At 64.1% G+C, this 18,930-nt stretch carries 21 protein-coding genes and 1 other RNA gene; 14 read left to right on the top strand and 8 right to left on the bottom strand.

What is annotated here, in order from left to right:
• Nucleotides 1–4: 4 nt before the first annotated feature.
• On the bottom strand, nucleotides 5–2,212 hold the full coding sequence (locus C3B78_RS12900; protein WP_442778274.1) for a GH25 family lysozyme: 2,208 nt from the start codon (nucleotides 2,210–2,212) through the stop codon (nucleotides 5–7).
• A gap of 667 nt (nucleotides 2,213–2,879) precedes the next feature.
• Between C3B78_RS12900 and C3B78_RS12895 the strand changes: the two genes are divergently transcribed.
• The 14 genes from C3B78_RS12895 (at nucleotide 2,880) to C3B78_RS12830 (ending at nucleotide 14,344) form a co-directional block, all read left to right on the top strand.
• Complete coding sequence (locus tag C3B78_RS12895; RefSeq protein WP_104998425.1) at nucleotides 2,880–4,103, top strand: CpaF family protein; 1,224 nt, start codon at nucleotides 2,880–2,882, stop codon at nucleotides 4,101–4,103.
• Nucleotides 4,100–4,957: a type II secretion system F family protein gene (locus tag C3B78_RS12890; protein WP_104998424.1), complete on the top strand. Its 858-nt coding sequence runs from the start codon at nucleotides 4,100–4,102 to the stop codon at nucleotides 4,955–4,957. Before C3B78_RS12895 ends, C3B78_RS12890 begins: the two co-directional genes overlap by 4 nt.
• Nucleotides 4,954–5,895, top strand: a complete 942-nt coding sequence (locus C3B78_RS12885) for a type II secretion system F family protein (protein WP_104998423.1) — start codon at nucleotides 4,954–4,956, stop codon at nucleotides 5,893–5,895. Before C3B78_RS12890 ends, C3B78_RS12885 begins: the two co-directional genes overlap by 4 nt.
• Nucleotides 5,896–5,954: 59 nt before the next feature.
• Nucleotides 5,955–6,185, top strand: coding sequence for a hypothetical protein (locus C3B78_RS12880; RefSeq protein WP_104998422.1), 231 nt, complete (start codon nucleotides 5,955–5,957; stop codon nucleotides 6,183–6,185).
• A gap of 51 nt (nucleotides 6,186–6,236) precedes the next feature.
• Nucleotides 6,237–6,614, top strand: coding sequence for a TadE family protein (locus tag C3B78_RS12875; RefSeq protein ID WP_267895232.1), 378 nt, complete (start codon nucleotides 6,237–6,239; stop codon nucleotides 6,612–6,614).
• 109 nt (nucleotides 6,615–6,723) lie between these two features.
• On the top strand, nucleotides 6,724–7,116 hold the full coding sequence (locus tag C3B78_RS12870; protein WP_311217579.1) for a hypothetical protein: 393 nt from the start codon (nucleotides 6,724–6,726) through the stop codon (nucleotides 7,114–7,116).
• A gap of 77 nt (nucleotides 7,117–7,193) precedes the next feature.
• Nucleotides 7,194–7,607, top strand: coding sequence for a pilus assembly protein TadG-related protein (locus tag C3B78_RS12865; RefSeq protein ID WP_104999776.1), 414 nt, complete (start codon nucleotides 7,194–7,196; stop codon nucleotides 7,605–7,607).
• 88 nt (nucleotides 7,608–7,695) lie between these two features.
• Nucleotides 7,696–8,811 (top strand): peptide chain release factor 2, encoded by a 1,116-nt coding sequence (prfB, locus tag C3B78_RS12860; protein WP_104998419.1) that lies wholly within the window; start codon nucleotides 7,696–7,698, stop codon nucleotides 8,809–8,811.
• A 185-nt stretch (nucleotides 8,812–8,996) separates the two neighbouring features.
• Nucleotides 8,997–9,776: a cell division ATP-binding protein FtsE gene (gene ftsE, locus C3B78_RS12855; RefSeq protein WP_104998418.1), complete on the top strand. Its 780-nt coding sequence runs from the start codon at nucleotides 8,997–8,999 to the stop codon at nucleotides 9,774–9,776.
• Nucleotides 9,773–10,687 carry a permease-like cell division protein FtsX gene (gene ftsX / locus C3B78_RS12850; protein ID WP_104998417.1) on the top strand — a complete coding sequence of 305 codons (915 nt, stop codon included), beginning with the start codon at nucleotides 9,773–9,775 and terminating at the stop codon, nucleotides 10,685–10,687. Before ftsE ends, ftsX begins: the two co-directional genes overlap by 4 nt.
• 26 nt (nucleotides 10,688–10,713) lie before the next feature.
• Nucleotides 10,714–12,138 carry a M23 family metallopeptidase gene (locus C3B78_RS12845; RefSeq protein ID WP_104998416.1) on the top strand — a complete coding sequence of 475 codons (1,425 nt, stop codon included), beginning with the start codon at nucleotides 10,714–10,716 and terminating at the stop codon, nucleotides 12,136–12,138.
• Between the two features lie 86 nt (nucleotides 12,139–12,224).
• A complete protein-coding gene (smpB, locus tag C3B78_RS12840; RefSeq protein ID WP_009356865.1) occupies nucleotides 12,225–12,698 on the top strand; it encodes an SsrA-binding protein SmpB in 474 nt (157 codons plus the stop codon).
• 87 nt (nucleotides 12,699–12,785) lie between these two features.
• Nucleotides 12,786–13,154: a transfer-messenger RNA gene (ssrA, locus tag C3B78_RS12835) on the top strand.
• 206 nt (nucleotides 13,155–13,360) lie between these two features.
• Complete coding sequence (locus C3B78_RS12830; protein ID WP_104998415.1) at nucleotides 13,361–14,344, top strand: S1C family serine protease; 984 nt, start codon at nucleotides 13,361–13,363, stop codon at nucleotides 14,342–14,344.
• 2 nt (nucleotides 14,345–14,346) lie between these two features.
• On the opposite strand, the gene C3B78_RS20250 is transcribed toward C3B78_RS12830, so the two are convergent.
• The 7 genes from C3B78_RS20250 to C3B78_RS12800 all read right to left on the bottom strand — a co-directional run bounded on the left by C3B78_RS20250 (nucleotide 14,347) and on the right by C3B78_RS12800 (nucleotide 18,917).
• A complete protein-coding gene (locus tag C3B78_RS20250; protein ID WP_255428760.1) occupies nucleotides 14,347–14,481 on the bottom strand; it encodes a hypothetical protein in 135 nt (44 codons plus the stop codon).
• A gap of 92 nt (nucleotides 14,482–14,573) precedes the next feature.
• A complete protein-coding gene (locus C3B78_RS12825) occupies nucleotides 14,574–14,942 on the bottom strand; it encodes a hypothetical protein (protein WP_104998414.1) in 369 nt (122 codons plus the stop codon).
• 67 nt (nucleotides 14,943–15,009) lie between these two features.
• Nucleotides 15,010–15,411, bottom strand: coding sequence for a fluoride efflux transporter FluC (locus tag C3B78_RS12820; protein ID WP_104998413.1), 402 nt, complete (start codon nucleotides 15,409–15,411; stop codon nucleotides 15,010–15,012).
• The gene (locus C3B78_RS12815; protein WP_234005386.1) at nucleotides 15,408–15,833 is read right to left on the bottom strand and encodes a fluoride efflux transporter FluC; all 426 of its coding nucleotides are present in this window, start codon (nucleotides 15,831–15,833) and stop codon (nucleotides 15,408–15,410) included. Before C3B78_RS12815 ends, C3B78_RS12820 begins: the two co-directional genes overlap by 4 nt.
• Nucleotides 15,830–16,558 (bottom strand): metal-dependent transcriptional regulator, encoded by a 729-nt coding sequence (locus C3B78_RS12810; RefSeq protein ID WP_104998412.1) that lies wholly within the window; start codon nucleotides 16,556–16,558, stop codon nucleotides 15,830–15,832. The genes C3B78_RS12815 and C3B78_RS12810 overlap by 4 nt, the downstream gene beginning before the upstream one ends.
• 64 nt (nucleotides 16,559–16,622) lie before the next feature.
• Nucleotides 16,623–17,381 carry a class I SAM-dependent methyltransferase gene (locus tag C3B78_RS12805; RefSeq protein ID WP_104998411.1) on the bottom strand — a complete coding sequence of 253 codons (759 nt, stop codon included), beginning with the start codon at nucleotides 17,379–17,381 and terminating at the stop codon, nucleotides 16,623–16,625.
• A gap of 93 nt (nucleotides 17,382–17,474) precedes the next feature.
• Entirely contained in the window at nucleotides 17,475–18,917 is a 1,443-nt protein-coding gene (locus tag C3B78_RS12800) for an aminotransferase class V-fold PLP-dependent enzyme (RefSeq protein ID WP_104998410.1), read from the bottom strand.
• Nucleotides 18,918–18,930: the final 13 nt, after the last annotated feature.

Here is an 18,930-nt window from a genome sequence, read left to right as displayed (position 1 = left end):
CCCGCTAGAGGCTCCCTACGGGGACAGCCAGTAGGTATCCGTCGGTTGGCTTGCTCATGCCGTCGCCGGCGTAGAACCAGATGCTTCCGTCGGGGCGGTGGGCTACGATGTCAGATTTGCCGTCGTTATTGTTGTCGCCAGCGCCGAGTATGTGATCGTATATCTCCCACCCGGAGCCTATTTGCCGGGCGTTTTGATACGTGGTGGTGCCGTTGCCGGCGTAGAACCAGAGTGTTCCGTCTGGGCGGCGGGCCACGAGGTCGGGCTTTCCGTCGCGATTCAGGTCGTCGCCTTTGCTGAGCTGGTCATAGATTTGCCAGCCGGTGCCGATCTTCTGTCCTATTCGGTATCCTCCGGTGCCGTCACCGGCATAGGCCCAGAGAGCGCCGTCCGGCTGTCGGGCAATGATGTCAGAAATGCCGTCGCCGGTTGTATCGCCTGCGCCCTGAATGGTGTCGAAAATTTGCCATCCGGTACCTATCTGACGGGCAGGTTTGTAGTTACCGGCCCCGTCGCCCGCATAGAACCAAAGGGTTCCATCGGGCCGGCGGGCGATGAGATCAGGCTTACCGTCTGTGTTTGAGTCACCCACCCCAACAGTTGCGTCGTAGATGTTCCATCCGGTGCCGATGAGCTGGCCCGCCAGGTAGCTGCCATTGCCTGTTCCACGGTGAAGCAAAAAGGATCCGTCAGGCCGGCGAGCGACCAGGTCCGACCTACCATCGCTGTTGGCATCCCCAACGGCCGAGAGGCGCTCACGGTTGTCCCACCCTGATCCGACGTTCGCGGCAGGCTGGTATCCGTCGGTTGGCTTGCTCATGCCGTCGCCGGCGTAGAACCAGATGCTTCCGTCGGGGCGGTGGGCTACGATGTCAGATTTGCCGTCGTTATTGTTGTCGCCAGCGCCGAGTATGTGATCGTATATCTCCCACCCGGAGCCTATTTGCCGGGCGTTTTGATACGTGGTGGTGCCGTTGCCGGCGTAGAACCAGAGTGTTCCGTCTGGGCGGCGGGCCACGAGGTCGGGCTTTCCGTCGCGATTCAGGTCGTCGCCTTTGCTGAGCTGGTCATAGATTTGCCAGCCGGTGCCGATCTTCTGTCCTATTCGGTATCCTCCGGTGCCGTCACCGGCATAGGCCCAGAGAGCGCCGTCCGGCTGTCGGGCAATGATGTCAGAAATGCCGTCGCCGGTTGTATCGCCTGCGCCCTGAATGGTGTCGAAAATTTGCCATCCGGTACCTATCTGACGGGCAGGTTTGTAGTTACCGGCCCCGTCGCCCGCATAGAACCAAAGGGTTCCATCGGGCCGGCGGGCGATGAGATCAGGCTTACCGTCTGTGTTTGAGTCACCCACCCCAACAGTTGCGTCGTAGATGTTCCATCCGGTGCCGATGAGCTGGCCCGCCAGGTAGCTGCCATTGCCTGTTCCACGGTGAAGCAAAAAGGATCCGTCAGGCCGGCGAACGACCAGGTCCGACCTACCATCGCTGTTGGCATCCCCAACGGCCGAGATTTTTAGAATCGACCGAACAGCCCCGCTTGAGGCAAAGGTCTTCAGCTGGGAGTAGTCCCCGTTCCAGACATTGGAGTCGCCGGCGAAGGGGCCGGTGCTGCTGTACTGCCACATGCTGTAAGTGCTCCAGCTCGCGGTCGGTACCGGACCAGCATTATTGGTGGGGGAGCTCGGGTAGGCCGCAACCCAAAGCGGGTAATCACCGAAGCCGGCGGGATTGCCAAGGCACTGGTTCCACCAACTTGTATTGGTGTAGATGACCGGGAGCCTGCCGGTCAGTGCCTGCATAGTGTTGCCAAAATCCCGAACCCAGGACTGCAGCTGGGCTGGCGCCATGTTGTAGCAGGTGTTGCCGAAGTAGAACCCGTTGATGGTGCGGCCCTCGTAGGGGTTGAATTCGAAGTCCAGGACGGGCGGCATGGTGTACCCGTCGGCGGACCAGCCCCCGCCGTTTTGCACGAAGTAGCGCGCCTGGTCCGCTCCGGAAGACCAGTTGGGTATGGCGAAGTGGTAGGCCCCCCGGATCATTCCAACGTTGCGGGACCCTTGGTACTGGGAGCCGTAGGACGGGTTCGTGTAGTAGTTGCCTTCAGTGGCCTTTACGTAGGCAAAACGAGCGCCCATATTCCATTGCTGCTGCCAGTCCACGCTCGGTTGGTGGCCGCTCACGTCCAGTCCCTGGATGCCAAAAGTGGGCATCCAGGTGCCTTGGGTGGACAGCGGCTCCGTGCTCAGCCGCCTGAAGGAGTCCGAGGGAGCCGAGGCTGTGACGCGGGCGGACCGCTGTCCCATCTCAGCTCCGCCGACGCCGACCGCTTCGGCCATTGTCTGCGTAGCCTCTGCAGTTGGCGGAGCGGAGGGGGTGGCCGCGGGTGCTGATTCTTCCGGAGAAGGGGTCGGCGTCGAGACCGACGGAGAAGGTGACACAGGTTGCGACGGATCACTTGTCGGCGTCGGAGCAGGCTCAACGGCGGAGGCAATACTCGCCAGGCCTGGGCCGGCCACCAGGGAAGCGGCCAGGAAAATTATCCCAAGGGACTTCCTGACGGGGCGACGGGACTGAGACAGGTTCCGTTTCATATTGGCTCCGGAGACAATGAGGCGCTCCCACGAGCCCTCATCTGGGTTGCTGTTCCGGCCGGTTCCCCAGGAACCGGACGGACAGGGATTTTGACACTTAACGCGCTCACCATAGCACCGTGTTGCTGGTGGAAACAGTGGTGCTGATGGTGCATGTGTGGATCCTGTGGCTATCTTGCGCTTATCCACAGACAATACTTATGACTTGGCAGCGTGTTGTACGGTGCCTAGTCTTTATCCCAGTTGCACTGCCTCCGCCGGGGGCGGCAGTTGTATTGGGGAACATATGGACGCTCTGGGAATTGTCGAGGACGAGGTCCGCGAGCTGATCCGTCGTCGAGGGCTGGATCCGCTGCACCAGGCTGGTGAGGTGCGCCGGCTTGTTGAAGCAGCGGTCACGGACTACGACGAACGAGCGCTCATGGGACCCCTTCCTCCCATAGGTCCGCTGGACGCAGCGCGCAGGTTCCTCTTCGATGCCGTTGCGGGCTTCGGCGTGCTTCAACCACTGCTCGACGATCCCTCAATTGAGGAGATTTGGCTCAACGCGCCCAATGAAATCTTTGTGGCCCGCAACGGCGAATCGGAACTTACCTCCCTGAGCCTCACCGAGCAGCAGGTTCGGGACCTGGTTGAGAGGATGCTCAAGAGCTCAGGCCGCCGCCTGGACATGTCGTCGCCGTTTGTGGATGCAGCACTTCCCGATGGCTCCAGGCTCCACGTTGTCATTCCGGATGTGACCCGCAAGCACTGGGCAGTCAACATCAGGAAGTTCGTGGTGAAGGCCAGCCGCCTTGAGCATCTCGTTGAGCTTGGCACACTGACGCCGCAGTCAGCCCGTTTTCTTGGCGCGGCAGTATCAAGCGGCCTCAACATCCTGGTCTCGGGCGCTACCCAAGCCGGCAAGACCACGATGCTGAACTGCCTGGCAGCGAGCATCGGCAGCCGGGAACGCGTGATCACCGTTGAAGAGATCTTCGAGCTGCAGTTTCCCCTGCGCGACGTCGTCGGCCTCCAATGCAGGCAGCCGAACCTTGAGGGCGAAGGTGAGATTCCGCTTCGCCGGTTGGTGAAGGAAGCACTTCGCATGCGGCCCGACCGGCTGGTGGTGGGCGAGGTCCGTGAGGCGGAGAGCCTGGATATGCTCATTGCCTTGAACAGTGGCCTTCCGGGCATGTGCACCGTCCATGCAAATTCAGCACACGACGCAGTCACCAAGATCTGCACCCTGCCCCTGCTCGCGGGTGAAAATATCTCAAGCGCCTTCGTTGTCCCCACAGTCGCATCCTGCATCGACCTGGTGGTGCACTGCAGCCGGCACGCCAACGGACGGAGGGAGGTCACCGAGATCCTGTCCTTGGGCCGCCGGGTGGAAAACGGCATCATCGAATCCTCCCCGGTGTTCTCCATGGTGGACGGCGCCCTGCAGGCCAGGGCCAACTCGATGCCTGCCGTTGAAAAGTTCAACCGGGCAGGCTACGACGTCGCGGCGTTGCTGGATCCGCGATGACGTCAGCATTGCTGGGGGTAACGGCAGGGACGGGTCTCTTTCTCATCTGGTGGTCCTGCTGGGAGTCTCCGGAACAAGGTCCGCGGGTGCGGAAGGCCAGCCGCCTGGCCGATCTTCTCGCCTCTGCAGGCGTGGACAAAGTATCTCCAGGTGGGTTGTTGGGTACGTGCATGGGCGTGGGGCTCTTCACGGCCTTGGTGTTCTACGCCGTCAGCCGTTCCTGGCCCATTGCCGGCTGCTTCGCGCTGTTCGCAGCATGGCTCCCCGTCAGCGTCCTGCGCTGGAGGGCGAAAAAGAGAAGCGCACTCTTGCGCCAGCTGTGGCCCGACGTCGTCGATCACCTCCGCTCCGCGATACGCGCCGGTCTGCCACTGCCAGAGGCGCTGATTCAGCTGGGAGACAAGGGCCCCGAAGAGCTGCGGCACGTCTTTCGGGAATTCGGCGCCGACTATCGCGCGGGAGGCCAGTTCGATGCGTCGCTCAACAAGCTCAAGCACCGGCTCGCGGACCCTGTCGCTGATCGCATTGTCGAGGCCCTGCGCCTCACCCGGGAGGTCGGCGGCTCCGATCTGGGGAAGCTGCTCGGTACGCTGGCTGAATTCCTTCGTGAAAGCGCCCGCACCCGCAGCGAATTGGAGGCGAGGCAGTCCTGGACCGTCAATGCTGCGCGCCTTGCTGTCGCCGCCCCGTGGATCGTCATGATCCTCCTGGCAACACGGCCGGAAGCAGTACAGGCGTACAACACGGCTATAGGCGCGGCAGTCCTGCTCGGAGGACTCGTGGTTTCGCTGGTCTGCTATTCCATCATGCTAAGGATCGGCGCCCTGCCGCAGGATGAGCGGGTGTTGAGATGATCGAAATTTCGCCAGCGGCAGTTGTATGTGGGGCTGTACTGGGCATCGGCCTATGGCTCGTCGTCTTCAGATCCCCGCTCATGCGTGCCACCACCCTGACGGAACGCATCGAGCCGCAGCTGAAGTCCCAGAACCTCGAATCACGGCTCCTGAACTCCGCAGAGCATAACCTGACGCCCTTCGGGCCGCTCGAAAGGATACTCCGCCCGGTCTTCCGTGACGGCATGGCCGCGCTGGGAAGGCTGAACCCCTCACCGGGAGCCACCGCCCGACGCTTGGCACAGGCAGGAATCAACAAGTCTTCCATCGACTTCCGTGCAGAGCAGCTCCTGTGGGCTGTTGCCGGCTTCGTGGCCTCCCTTGGCATCATCCTCATAGGAGCAGCAGCAGGGAGGTTCAGCCCCTTGTTCGCGGCTGTGGCAATCCTGGGCAGCGCCGTGGGCGGCTTCATGCTCCGTGACTATTGGCTGGGCGCCCAGGTCCGTCGGCGGGAAGCACGAATGATGGCGGAGTTCCCGAGTCTCGCCGAACTGATGGCGCTCGCCGTCAGCGCAGGGGAGAGCGCAACCGGAGCGCTCGAGAGGGTCTGCCGCAGTGCCAAGGGGGAACTGTCCAAGGAGTTCTCCAACATTCTTGCCGAAACCCGGGCCGGCAAGCCGTTGGTGACGGCACTGCAGGAATTTTCCGGCAGGACGGATCTGGCGCCACTGGTCAGGTTCGTTGACGGCGTCATCGTGGCAGTTGAGCGAGGCACACCGCTCGCGGATGTGCTTCGTGCCCAGGCCCAGGACGTGCGGGATACAGCCAAGCGGGACCTCATGGAAGCTGCCGGCAAAAAGGAGATCGCGATGATGGTGCCGCTTGTTTTCGGCGTGCTGCCCCTGACCGTGGTCTTTGCCGTTTTTCCCGGGCTTGCAGCCATCAACCTGGGTTTTTAGGAAGGCAAGGGACCGGAATGCAACAAGCTCAAAGAATCGAATCAGGAAGAGGACGAGAAATGAAAACCATGGGTAACCGCTGGGCATCCATGCTCCTGGCCTTAGGCACCCTGCTGGGCGCCGGCCTTCGCCCAGGAGGACGCCCCGTTGACAACCACGAGAGGGGAGACGTCCCGGGGTGGGTCATGATCACCTTGATGTCAGCAGTCCTGGTGGCCGCGCTCCTGGCACTTGCCGGACCGGCACTCGAAGCGATGTTCAACCAGGCGATGGATACGGTCGGAAGCTAAACGGTGACGCGGTCTTCCCGTCGCGCCGGCCAGGCCAGCAACAAGTGCGGGCTGCCCGGGGCGCCGGAGCAGGGCTCGGCAGTGGTGGATTTTGTCCTGGTGGGAGGACTCCTCACCATGTTCTTCCTGGCGATTATCCAGCTGACCTTGATCATTCACGTTCGCAATACGTTGATCGATGCTGCGGCCTCAGGGGCCCGTTACGGAACCCTCGCGGACCGGGGAGCCCCTGACGCAGAGGAGCGGACCCGCGGGTTGATTGGCGCGGCGCTGAATCCCGGATTCGCCGAACACGTCAGCACGAGCGAAGCGACCATCCAGGGGTTTCGCACCCTCGAAGTGACGGTACGGGCTCCCATGCCCGTGATCGGTCTTATTGGTCCCCGGGAGATGCTGGAGGTGAAGGGGCATGCGGCGGTCCAGCCATAAATCCCTCTGGTTCCCGTTCAGTGCCAGGCTGGCCGCGGCACTTTGCCGGATACCGCGGGAAAGTGGTGCATCACAGGAACCTGCCCGCCAGCACGAACAGGGGAGTGCGGTGGTCGAATTCACGTTCCTGGCCCTCCTGCTGATGGTGCCGCTGGTCTACTTCGTCATCACCGTGGGGCAGATCCAGGGCGGCTCCTTTGCCGTGGTGGGCGCTGCCGACCAGGCCGCGAAGGTCTATGTGGCCCAGCCTGACGGGGCAACAGCACAGGCCGCAGCAGAACAGGCTGTCGCCGTCGCACTTTCCGACTTTGGCCACCGGCCTGAGGAGGCCAGCGTTGCCACATCCTGCAATCCCGCAGACTGCCAGGCCGCAGGCACCGCGGTCACCGTTACAGTAACCCTGGCCGTGCCCCTGCCGTTCGTGCCCTTCAACGAAGGTTTCCGCCTGGCCGCGAGCGAGGTGGAAGCGTCCGCCACACAACTGGTGGGCCGGTTCCGGTGACCGCCAGGACGGTGACCGTCAAGAATGTGACCGCCAGGACGGTAACCACCAGGACCGCAGGAGGCGAAGGCGGCCAAATGATGGTGATGATCCTCGGCTATATAACCTTGGCGCTGCTGGTGGCCACGGTGGTGATTGGCATTTCCTCCGTTTACCTGGAGCACAAGCGGCTGCTGTCCCTGGCCGACGGCGCCTCCCTGGCTGCTGCGGACAGCTACACCCTGGGTGAGGTGGAAACGCAGGGCGGCAGCCCGTCGGCCACGCTCAATCCCGCCCGGGTCCGGAGCGTCGCAGCCGACTTCCTCGCAAGGAGCCCCGCCTCCCAACGTTTCCACGGCCTCGCAGTCGCCGGGGCAACAGGCAGTCCCGACGATGCCACCGCCGTCGTTGTGTTGACCGCTGCAGTCCATCCGCCGGTGGTGAACTTCCTGGTGCCCGACGGCATCAGGATCGAGGCGACGTCAACGGCCCGCTCAAGGCTGACGCGCTGAGTGCCCGGACGCGCAGGAAGGTACGCTGCCGGGCCGCCCACTCATGCACGCCGGCGCCCTGCCCCGGATAGCGTAGGCTTAAACAACCATGGCCAATATTGATTTTTCCGCTGAAATCCGCGCTCTTCGCGCCACCTACGAGTCCATTGAGCGGGTCTCTGACGTAGAGGCGCTCAAGGAAGACATCGCTGAATTGAGCGAGCGGGCGGGCGAACCGGACCTCTGGGACGATCCCGCAGCGGCCCAGAAAATCACTTCCCGGCTCTCACACCGTCAGTCGGAACTGGAACGCCTCAACAACCTGGTGTCACGGATCGACGACCTTGAGGTCCTGGTGGAGCTGGGGCAGGACGAGGACGACGCTGCTTCGATGGGGGAGGCCGCCACTGAGCTGGAGTCCATCAAGAAGGCCCTGAAGGAACTCGAAGTGGTCACCCTGCTTTCCGGTGAGTATGACGAGCGTGAGGCCGTCGTATCCATTCGTGCGGGTGCCGGCGGCGTGGATGCTGCCGACTTCGCCGAGATGCTGATGCGCATGTACCTCCGTTGGGCTGAACGCCACGGCTACCCCACCACGGTCATGGACACCTCCTACGCGGAGGAAGCCGGTCTGAAGTCGGCAACCTTCGAAGTCAAGGCCCCCTACGCCTTCGGCACGCTCAGCGTCGAGGCGGGCACCCACCGGCTGGTCCGCATCAGCCCCTTCGACAACCAGGGCCGGCGCCAGACGTCCTTCGCCGCCGTCGAAGTGATTCCGCTCATCGAGCAGACAGACTCCATCGAAATCCCGGACAACGAGATCCGTGTTGACGTGTTCCGCTCATCCGGCCCGGGTGGCCAGTCGGTCAACACCACCGACTCCGCCGTCCGCCTCACCCACATCCCCACCGGCACCGTGGTTTCCATGCAGAACGAAAAGTCCCAGCTGCAGAACCGCGCCGCCGCCATGCGCGTCCTGCAGTCCCGGCTCCTGCTCCTCAAGAAGGAACAGGAAGACGCCGAAAAGAAGGCGCTGGCCGGCGACGTCAAGGCGTCCTGGGGTGACCAGATGCGGTCCTACGTCCTGAATCCGTACCAGATGGTCAAGGACCTGCGGACCGAGCACGAGGTGGGCAACACCTCTGCGGTGTTCGACGGCGAGATCGACGACTTCATCGACGCCGGGATCCGCTGGCGCACCGACAACCGGAACGCGGCAAAATAGGCCCTCCGGCCGCAGGCTCCGGGGCCCAATTAGCCGACACGCCCCCGAATAACAGCGTGATACGCGGATACTCCTGCGTATAGTCGAGGGGCCGGGGCCCTACTTCCCCCAAACGAAAACCCGCGCACCGGCTGCAGAACTGGGCTGCATCAGAATCAGCCATGCCCTGCAGGGTACTTAGGGCCATGATCCGATTCGAAAATGTCACCAAGGTCTACGACCAGAAAGCCCGGCCTGCGCTGGACTCCGTCAACCTTGAGATTGACCGCGGCGAATTTGCGTTCCTGGTGGGCGCATCCGGCTCCGGCAAGTCCACCTTCCTCCGGCTGGTGCTCAAGGAAGACAGGGCAACATCCGGCGCTGTTTACGTCGCCGGACAGAACGTTGCCAAGATCTCAAGCTGGCGCGTGCCCAGGCTCCGCCGCGGAATCGGCGTTGTCTTCCAGGACTTCCGGCTCCTGCCCCAGAAAAACGTCTTCGCCAACGTAGCTTTCGCCATGCAGGTCATTGGCAAGAGCCGCAGCGTCATCAGGGACACAGTCCCCGAGGTCCTGAAGACCGTTGGCCTCGAGGGCAAAGAGCACCGCATGCCACACGAGCTCTCCGGCGGTGAACAGCAGCGCGTGGCCATTGCCCGCGCAGTGGTCAACAGGCCCGGAATCCTCCTGGCCGACGAGCCCACCGGAAACCTGGACCCCACCACGTCGATGGGCATCATGGGAATCCTGGACAAGATCAACCAAAACGGCACCACCGTGGTGATGGCCACGCACGACGACGACATCGTCAATGAGATGCGCAAACGCGTCGTTGAGCTCAAGAACGGCATCGTCATCCGTGACGAAGCAAGGGCCCTCTACACCTCCATGATTCCGGTCGTCGGCAAGTCGCGCAGGCTCAAGGACGCCAGCGGCCGGGAAAATCCCGAAGCGGGCACGCCGGGCGAAGCCGAGGGACAGCGATGAGGCTCGCGTTTATTCTCGGTGAGATCGGCAGCGGACTCCGCCGCAACCTCTCCATGGTGGTCTCCGTCATCCTGGTCACGTTCGTCTCGCTCACCTTCGTGGGCGCGGCCGGCATGCTGCAAATGCAGATCAACCAGATGAAGGGCTACTGGTACGACAAAGTCCAGGTGGCCATCTTCCTGTGTAGTGAAGGGTCGACGGCGGCGGGTTGCGCCAGCGGGCCAGTCACCCCCGAGCAGCAGGAGAGCCTTAACGCCTTGCTGGAATCGCCGGCGGTGGCGCAGTACATCAACGACTTCCAGTTCGAGTCCAAGGAAGAGGCCTACAAGCACTTCAAGGACCAGTTCTCGAATTCGCCCATCGTAGATTCGGTCACGCCGGACCAGCTCCCGGCATCCTTCCGCATCAACATGAAGGATCCGGAAAAGTACCAGATCATCAGCGAGACCTTCTCTTCGCAGCCCGGAGTGGAAACGGTGATTGATCAGCGCCAGCTCCTTGAGCGCCTGTTCTCGGTCATGAATGGCGCCTCTTTGGTGGCCGTCAGCATCGCAGGCGTGATGATTGTGTGCGCCATCCTCCTGATCGCCACCACCATCAGGCTCTCCGCCTTCAGCCGCCGCCGCGAAACGGGCATCATGCGCCTGGTGGGCGCCTCCAAGACAGTGATCCAGCTTCCCTTCATCCTGGAAGGTGTCATTGCCGCCGTCATTGGGGCGGCGTTGGCCTCCGCCACGCTCTGGGCCGTGGCCCACTTCTTCCTGGGTGACTACATGGCCCAGCAGTACCCGGACACAGCCTTCATCTCCGCCGGCCAGACGCTGATCCTCGCGCCGGCGCTGATAATCCTTGGTGGATCCTTGGCTGGAATTTCGTCTCTCTTGACCTTGCGCAGATACCTTCGCGTCTAGGTATGCAAACCGAACAAGGAATGCCCATGAACTTAACGGACCAAACGTCGCCGCGACACCGGCTGAACAGCCGCCGCATGGCGCACCGCAAAAGCATTCTCAGCGGCCTGCTGGCAGTCGTCCTTGCCGCGGGCCTGGCCTCCTCCACAGCCCCGGCCTTCGCTGACGAGCTGGAAGACAGGCAGCGGGCGCTGGAAGCGGAGGCGGCCCGCGTCCAGCAGTCCCTGGAATTCGTCGATTCGCGCATTGCCAAGGCGGCCAGCGACCTGGTGATCTACCAGGGCCAGTTGCCTGGCGCGCAGCAGGCACTGCTTGAGGCCCAAGGGCGCGTGGCCGGTGCCGTCAAAGAGGTGGAGGCGCTCTCCGCCCGCGTGGACATGGCGCAGCAGAACAAGGCCAAGATCACCCAGCAGCTTGAGACGGACAAGCAAAAGATTGCAGACACCAAGAAGCTGATCGGCCAGATCGCCACGCAGGCCTACAAATCCGGCGGCGTACCGTCCAACCTGTCACTTTTCTTCGGGGCCAACAACGGCGGCAGCCTCACCGAAACCATGGACCTGGCGGACCAGGCCATGCGGAGCCAAAACGCCGCCATGGACAAGCTGTCGCAGCAGAACGCTACCAACGTGAACTCCGAAGCCCGGCTCCAGGCCGTGGAAGCCGAGATCAAGGACCTCAAAGCCAAGGCTGACGCAGCCCTCGAGCGGGAGAAGGCGGCACGTGATGAAGCAGCCGCCCGGAAGGAAGAAGTAGACCGCCTGATCGCCGACACTACCCGCCTCGACGCCGAACTCCAGGCGGCCAAGCCCGGCATCCAGTCCCAGCTCGCAGGTGTGCAGGCCAGCCAGAACGCTGTGGCCGCGGAAATCCAGGAACGCGACAGGAAACTCCGCGAAGCCTGGGAAGCCGAGCAGCGCCGGCTGGCGGCGGAAGCTGCCGCAGCTGCCGCGGCCGCCGCGGCAGCGAGGAACCAGCCGCCGCCCCCGGTGCAGCCGTTTGTGCCGCCTATTGGATCGCCGTCGGCCTTTGGTCTCCGGCACCCTTTTGATGGCAGCGTTCCCATCACGTCCGGCTTCGGCTGGCGGGCGACGCCGCCGGGCACCATCGACTTCTACGGCCAGGGCGGGTACTTGCACACCGGCATCGACTTCGGCGCCGCCTGCGGCACGCCCGTCTATGCGGCAGCGGCGGGAGAGGTCTTCAGTTCGGGCTGGAGTTCCGCCGACGGCGGCGGCTGGCGGGTCAAAATCTCCCACGGCCTGGTCGAGGGCAACACCCTGAACACCATCTACTACCACAACGCCAGCATCGTGGTGTCGAACGGGCAGCGGGTCTCGCAGGGGCAGCTTATTGCCTACTCGGGCAATACAGGGAACTCCACTGGCTGCCACGCCCACTTTGAAACCTGGCTGAACGGCACCGCCGTGGACCCGATGCGCCTGCTGTAGCGAGGCGCGCGGCCTGCCGTAGACTGGTATGACTCCGCGCCGGCTGGGCCGGCGGACATCCGATTCTTGAACTGAGGAGCTTTCCCTTGCCTAAAGAAAGTGGCCGTAAAGTGGTGGCCACCAACCGTAAGGCCCGGCATGACTACCACGTGCTGGATACTTACGAGGCTGGAATCGCGCTCATGGGCACCGAAGTGAAGTCCCTGCGGGAAGGCCACGCCTCCATGGTGGACGGGTTCTGCACCTTCTACAACGACGAGCTGTGGATGGAGGCCATCCACATCCCCGAGTACAACCAGGGGAGCTGGACGAACCACGCCGCCCGCCGCCGCCGCAAGCTGCTGCTGCATCGCGAGGAGCTCATCAAGATTTCCCACAAGGTGCGGGAATCGGGCTACACCATCGTGCCGCTGCAGCTGTACTTCGTTGACGGTAAGGCCAAGGTGGAGATCGGCGTGGCCCGCGGTAAACGCGAGTACGACAAGCGCCAGACCCTCCGCGAGCAGCAGGACAACCGTGAGGCGCAGCGTGAGATGCGGGAACGCAACCGCCGCCGCTAGGAAGCCGCCGCGGGGAATGAATCCCGCGGATCATGCGTTACTATTGGTAGTCCGGAGGGGAAGCCCGCCGGTTTGGTAACAAAATACGGGGATGATCGGTTTCGACGATGTTAGTCGCGACAGGTGAAGCGGGCCGAGGATGCAGAATTATCTCGTAAACGCTGTCTGCAAACCAATAAGTGCCGAATCTAAGCGCACTGACTTCGCTCTTGCTGCCTAAGCAGTAAGACAGTCCGTCAGCCCGAGGTTGCTATCGCCCCGGATCCTGGCGTCATTTAGATAGCCACTGCTGCTTACCCCCGTCATCGGGGTGAGCGGGACTCTTAGATGACTGGGCCCGGATCAGCCAGCTGTTTGCAGCATGGCTGGGGCCGAGAAAATCCGACGCAAACTGCGCCCGGAGAAGCCCTGACAACACGACATCGGACGGGGGTTCAATTCCCCCCATCTCCACATTTTGAAAAGCCGCAAGGCACACGGAAAGACCCGCACATCCCGTCCGGGTCTTTCCGTGTTTAAGCGCTTGGCCAGAAGGAACGGCTGTTCACCGACGGCGTAGCCCGTCCGGGACTAGCCGCCGCTGGCCTTGGGTTGTCCCCTATAAGATCCGGCGTCGCGGACCCGGCTGGCCCGGGCCAGCCGGAGCAGCCAGGAGGTGCCCCATGAACCAGATGCGCGAGCCGAGTCCAGAAGTGTTCGACGACGGCCTGCTGGACTCATATTCGGAGACGGTCATGCGGGTGGCTGAGACCGTTACGCCGCACGTTGCGGCCATAGAAATGACCAGCACCCGCCGGAACGGCCGGTTCCGCATGGGAGCAGGTTCCGCGGTCCTCTTTACCGAGGACGGCTATCTCCTGACCAATTCCCACGTGGTGGCCGGCACCAGTAAGGGCCATGCCGCATTTGCCGACGGCAGCCGGACCGATCTCGAACTCGTGGGCGTTGATCCCTTGTCGGATCTCGCCGTGGTCCGCGGCAAAGCACCGAGGGTGGCCTCCGCCCGGTTCGGCGATGCCGAGACACTGCGTGTTGGCCAGCTGGTTATCGCAGTCGGGAATCCGCTCGGGCTGGCAGGATCGGTCACGGCCGGAGTGGTCAGCGGCCTGGGCCGTTCCATTCCGGTCTGGGCGGGCGGCAACCGGCGGGTGATCGAGGACGTCATCCAGACCGACGCGGCCCTTAACCCAGGCAGTTCCGGCGGCGCCCTGGCAGACGCGCACGGCAGGATCGTGGGCATCAACACGGCGGTGGCCGGCGCCGGGCTGGGCCTTGCCGTGCCCATCAACACCACAACACGGCGAATCATCGCAGCCCTGCTGAACGACGGGCGGGTCAGGCGCGCCTACCTTGGAGTGGTCAGCACCCCCATCCGGCTGAACGCCAGCGCAGTGATCAGGACAGGCCAGCGGGAGGGGCTAAGGGTGGTGGAGGTGCTGGCCGGATCACCCGCAGGCCGCGCGGGACTGCAGGCGGGCGACATCATCCTCACAGCCGGAAGCCGCGCCGTCAGCAACGCTGAGAGCCTGCAGAAACTGCTGTTTGCCGATGCAATCGGCCAGCCGCTGCAGATCAGGGTGCTGAGGCACGGCAGGGAAGAGGACGTCGTCGCCGTACCCGAAGAGATGCAGGCAAACGGTCAGTAAAGCTACCGGCGCTTCTTCAAGTGGGCCACCGGGTCCTGGGCGCCCTCAGGGTTCTTCGCCTTCTTTTCGGCGCGTTTTTCCTTGATGGTCTTGACCGGCTTCTTTGCCAGGTTCTGGTGGGGTGTTTTGTCAGGCATGGCGTGCTCCTTACAGCAGTGGGACGGGCTGCGTCCCACTTCGTAAGTTACGCCTAATCAGCCCCGAATGTAATGGCCCGGAATGGCCCGAATCAGTCGGGAACAGGTACGTCGGCGATGCCCACAAAACGTGTCCCAACGCCGTCGAACTCGCTGCGGACGTAGCCTTCGCGCACGCGGGGAACCTCTTCTGGAGTATGGTGCCCGCACACCACGTAGGTGAAGTCCGGCCACCATTTCTTGGGGCGGGCGGCTTCCTCGTAACCGCAGACTGCGCATTCCAGGTGGACCCACACAGGGCGTTTGCCGGTGCGGTTTGCGCGGGACTGGACCAACCAAGGCGGCGGGCTGTCCAGGATTTCACCCAGCTCGGCCTCCGTCATCCACTTCGGAAGGCCATGGCGCTGTGCCATCTCCATCGGTACATCAAGGGCAATGGCCGCGTCGCGTCTGCTAATCATCACCATCCACGATACGGGAGCCCGCCAAATCAGCGCCTTGCCACCACAGCTGAAAAGACAGCCAACGCTAGGACATCATGGCAATCCCGGCAGCTGCGGCACCAAAACCCAGGACCAGGTTGGCCGCGAGATTCGCTGCGGCAGCGCCGAATCGTTCCTCGCTGAGCAGCCGCACCGTGGCCGTGGTCCACGAACTGAAGGTGGTCAGCCCGCCGGCCAGGCCCGCCGCCAGGATGGCCTGCCATTCGGCACCAAGCCCCAGCCCCGCAGTGATGCCGTGCGTTGCACCGATGATGAAGCAGCCCGCCACGTTTACCAGCAGTGTGGCCCAGGGCCAGTGCAGCCTCCCTGCGCTGCCTGCGGTGCGTGTACTGCGGGTGGAGCTATGGTGCGCAAACCAGCTGTCCACGCCGAAGCGGAGAAGGGCGCCTGCCACGCCGAATATTCCTACCATGACCGCCGCGATCATCGGCGGACCCCGGGGCGCCGGCCAACAAATTTCCCGGCCCGCCACCCCGCGCCGGCGGCCGCAAGTCCAAGGAGCAGCGACAGTGCGAGGTAGGCGGCCCACACAGCATGCTGCCCGGCCCGGGCCAGCTGGTCCACGGAAAAGACCACGGCCGAGAATGTGGTGAAGGAGCCCAGCAGGCCAGGCCCCAGTCCGGCCCGCAGCCAGAAGGCAGTCTGCGGCCGGGCCATCCACACGGTGGTGAGGGCGGCCAGGACAAAGCTGCCGGCCACGTTGATGCCCAGGGTGGCCCAGGGAAAGGCACCGGGCAGTTCAGGAAACGCAACAGCCAGGCCGTACCGCAGCTCGGTGCCGATCAGGGCGCCGGCCGCCACCGCAAGCCAGGCGCGCAGCCCTACGCCGGGAGTCTTCAGCCGGCTCACACCCTGGGCAAGTCAGCGTCCCCGAGGAGGCAGCCGGGGTGGGGATGATCGCTGTGCACCCACAGCGCCGACGTAACCTCGTCAGCGAGGTCGTAGTTCCGTTCGCGGCCCGAATTGCTGATCCGCACCACCAGGGCGCCGCCGAAGGGCCGGCGGCCCACCACCTCAACTTCGGCGTCGAGGTCTATCTCTTCGGCGGCGAGGTAGCGCAGCAGTTCCGGGTTGTCGTCGCTGATCCGGGTAATCCGCCCGGTGTGGCCCTCATCGAGTTCACCCATAAGGTGCGCTCGGGGCATAAACACTTTGCCATCCGCAGTGGGAATCGGATCGCCGTGCGGATCCCGCTGCGGGTTGCCCAGCTTGGCTGCCACCCGTTCTATGAAGATGTCCGAGACGGCATGCTCCAGCAGTTCGGCTTCGTCGTGCACTTCGTCCCAGCTGTACCCCAACTGCTGGACGAGGTAGGTCTCGATCAGCCGGTGGCGCCGCACCATGGAAAGGGCAAGCCGGAGCCCGGCGTCGGTGAGCCTGATGGCACTGTACGGTTTGTGATCCACCAGGCCTTGGTCCTTCAGCTTGCGGACCATTTCCGATACGGAGGAATTGGCCACGCCAAGGCGCTGCGCGAGCTGGGAGGACGTGATGGGCTTGTCCTGCCATTCGGTGAATGAGTAGATGACCTTGACGTAGTCCTCGATGGAGGAGGAGGGCGCGCTGGTCTTCACGGGACCAAGCCTACCGGCTCGCCGCCGCCATGCGGGGAGTAGCGGGGCAGGGAGTGGCGGGCATTCATGCCCTCACCGCCCGCCAGGCCAGTGTCAGGTATGGCAACTCCAGTTCCTCGCCCGGCGCATGTCCCAGGTGCTCATGCAGGTACCAGTCGAGGTTCGCCAGTACTTTCGCCCGGGTGGCCTCGGCCGCACGGAGGTAGTAGCTGCGCGACTTTGTCAGCTCCATCAGGTCCGTGGTGGTGACGGAGTCCCGCCAGTGCGTAAGGTGGCCTTCGAGCCCCTCGAACTCAGGGCCCACCAGCGGCCGGAAACCGGGTTTGTAGACATCCCCTGCGTGCATGATCCTCGAGAGCCGGTGGACCCAGGGGACGGACGTGTCCAGCTGGTTCCAGACCAGGCCAAGAGTTCCCTGCGGGCGGAGGACGCGGGCCAGTTCCGTGCTGGCCCGCAGCGCATCGCACCAGTGCCAGGCCTGGGCCACGGTGACGACGTCGAACGCTGAATCAGGCAGGCCGGTGGCCTCCGCGGCGCCCAGGACAGCCGCGGCGCCGGGATAGTGTTCCGCCAGTTGCCCGAGCATGTCGGCTGAGGGGTCCACCGCGGTGACAGAGAGACCAAGGTCCAGCAGCAGTTCAGTGAACTTGCCGGTGCCGGCACCGACATCGAGCGCATCGCGGGCGCCCTGCGGGACCAGCCACTGGGCGGTCTCCGGGGGATATCCGGGCCGCACCTGCTGGTAATGCTTGCCGCCATCCTGGAAGCTTTGGCCCAGTTCCCGGCGTCGGCCATGATCCAGCTTGGGGCCACCCCGTGCCACGCGTGGCCTCCTTCGTCAGGTCTCGTTGCTACCTTCCGAATTTACCGCACCCGCGCCGGTGTCGCGGATGGCCGCCTTCAGTCGTGCCGCACGTCAGTCGTCGATGCAGGGGGCGGCGCCGGCCGTTCCCGGCGTGTTGGGAGCCCAATGCGGGTATGTGCGGTTGTCGTTGGCGGGAACCCAGCGGCCCGCATCCACCACATAGTCCCAGCCGAGCCCCTTGCTCCGCAGCTCACGGATTCCTGCCAGGAGCCGCTGGGCATCGTCAAGCCGGGATCCCACGCCGAAGCTGGCACGGAGGGAACCGGACGGCAGGCCCAGCCGCTTCAGCAGCGGGTGGGCGCAGAAGCGGCCGTCGCGCAGGCCCACGCCATGCTCTGCTGACAGGTACGCCGCCACGAGTCCGGCGTCGTATCCTTCCACCGAGAAGTTGACCACCCCGATGGTGTCGGTATCCGGGTTCGTGTCCTTGAAAATCTGGTGGACAGTCACGCCGTCGATTCCCTGCAGGCCTTCCACCAGGTAGGAACGGATGGCTGATTCGTGTGCGTGCCAGCGGTCCTGGTCCAGCGCAGCGATGACCTGCGTCGCACGGGCCAGGGTAGCCGCTCCCAGTACGTTCGGTGATCCGCCCTCGTGGCGGGCCGGACCCGTTGCCCAGCTGACGCCGTCGAGCCTTGCCTCCTTGACGGCGCCGCCGCCGGCCAGGTGCGGTGTTCCGGCGTCGAGCCAGTCCGGCCGCCCCACCAGCACGCCGGCCCCAAAAGGCGCGTAGAGCTTATGCCCCGAGAAGGCGATGTAGTCGACGTCGTCAGCGGTGATGTCAATACGGCGGTGCGGCGCCAGCTGCGCCGCGTCCACGACGATGCGCGCGCCGTGCTCGTGGGCGAGTGCGGCGAGGGCACGGATGGGAAGGATTTCGCCCGTGACGTTGGACGCGCCGGTGACGGCGAGCAGGCTTACGCCGCCGTGCTGCAGTTCGGCACGCACGGCCTCAACGGTCCCTGCGATGGTATCGGCCGCCACGATGCTGCGGTGGGGGACACCCTGCCATGGCAGCAGGTTGGCGTGGTGCTCAATGTCGAGGTACAGGACGTCGCCGTCGGCCTGGCCGTCCGTGCCGGGCAGGCAGCCGGCCAGCAGGTTGAGGGAGTCGGTGGTGTTCCGGGTGAAGATCACAGAATCGTCCGGGCGGCCGCCCACGAACTCCCGGACGATCGCACGGGAATTCTCGTAGACCGAGGTGCTGATCTGGGAGGCGTAGCCCGCTCCGCGGTGCACGCTCGCGTAGAACGGCAGGATTTCGTTGAGGTAGGCGGACACTACGGACAGCGCCGGCGCGGACGCGCCGTAGTCCAGGTTCGCGTACCGCACGTGCCCGCCATGGATCAGGGGAGCCTGGATTTCCGCGCCGGTGACTGCCGCCAGGGGACGGCCGGCTGCGGCATGGTGCTGGTCGAAGCGGGCTTCCGGTCCGGGCTGTGCTGCGGCTTCAGGCTGGATTGCGGCGTTGGGGGAGACGGTGGCTGTTGTCACAGAGACCTCACTT

The organism is Arthrobacter sp. PGP41 (genome assembly GCF_002953935.1).
Lineage (GTDB): Bacteria > Actinomycetota > Actinomycetes > Actinomycetales > Micrococcaceae > Arthrobacter.
Note: the sequence above shows the minus strand (reverse complement) of the source record. Positions and strands in the feature narration are given on the sequence as shown.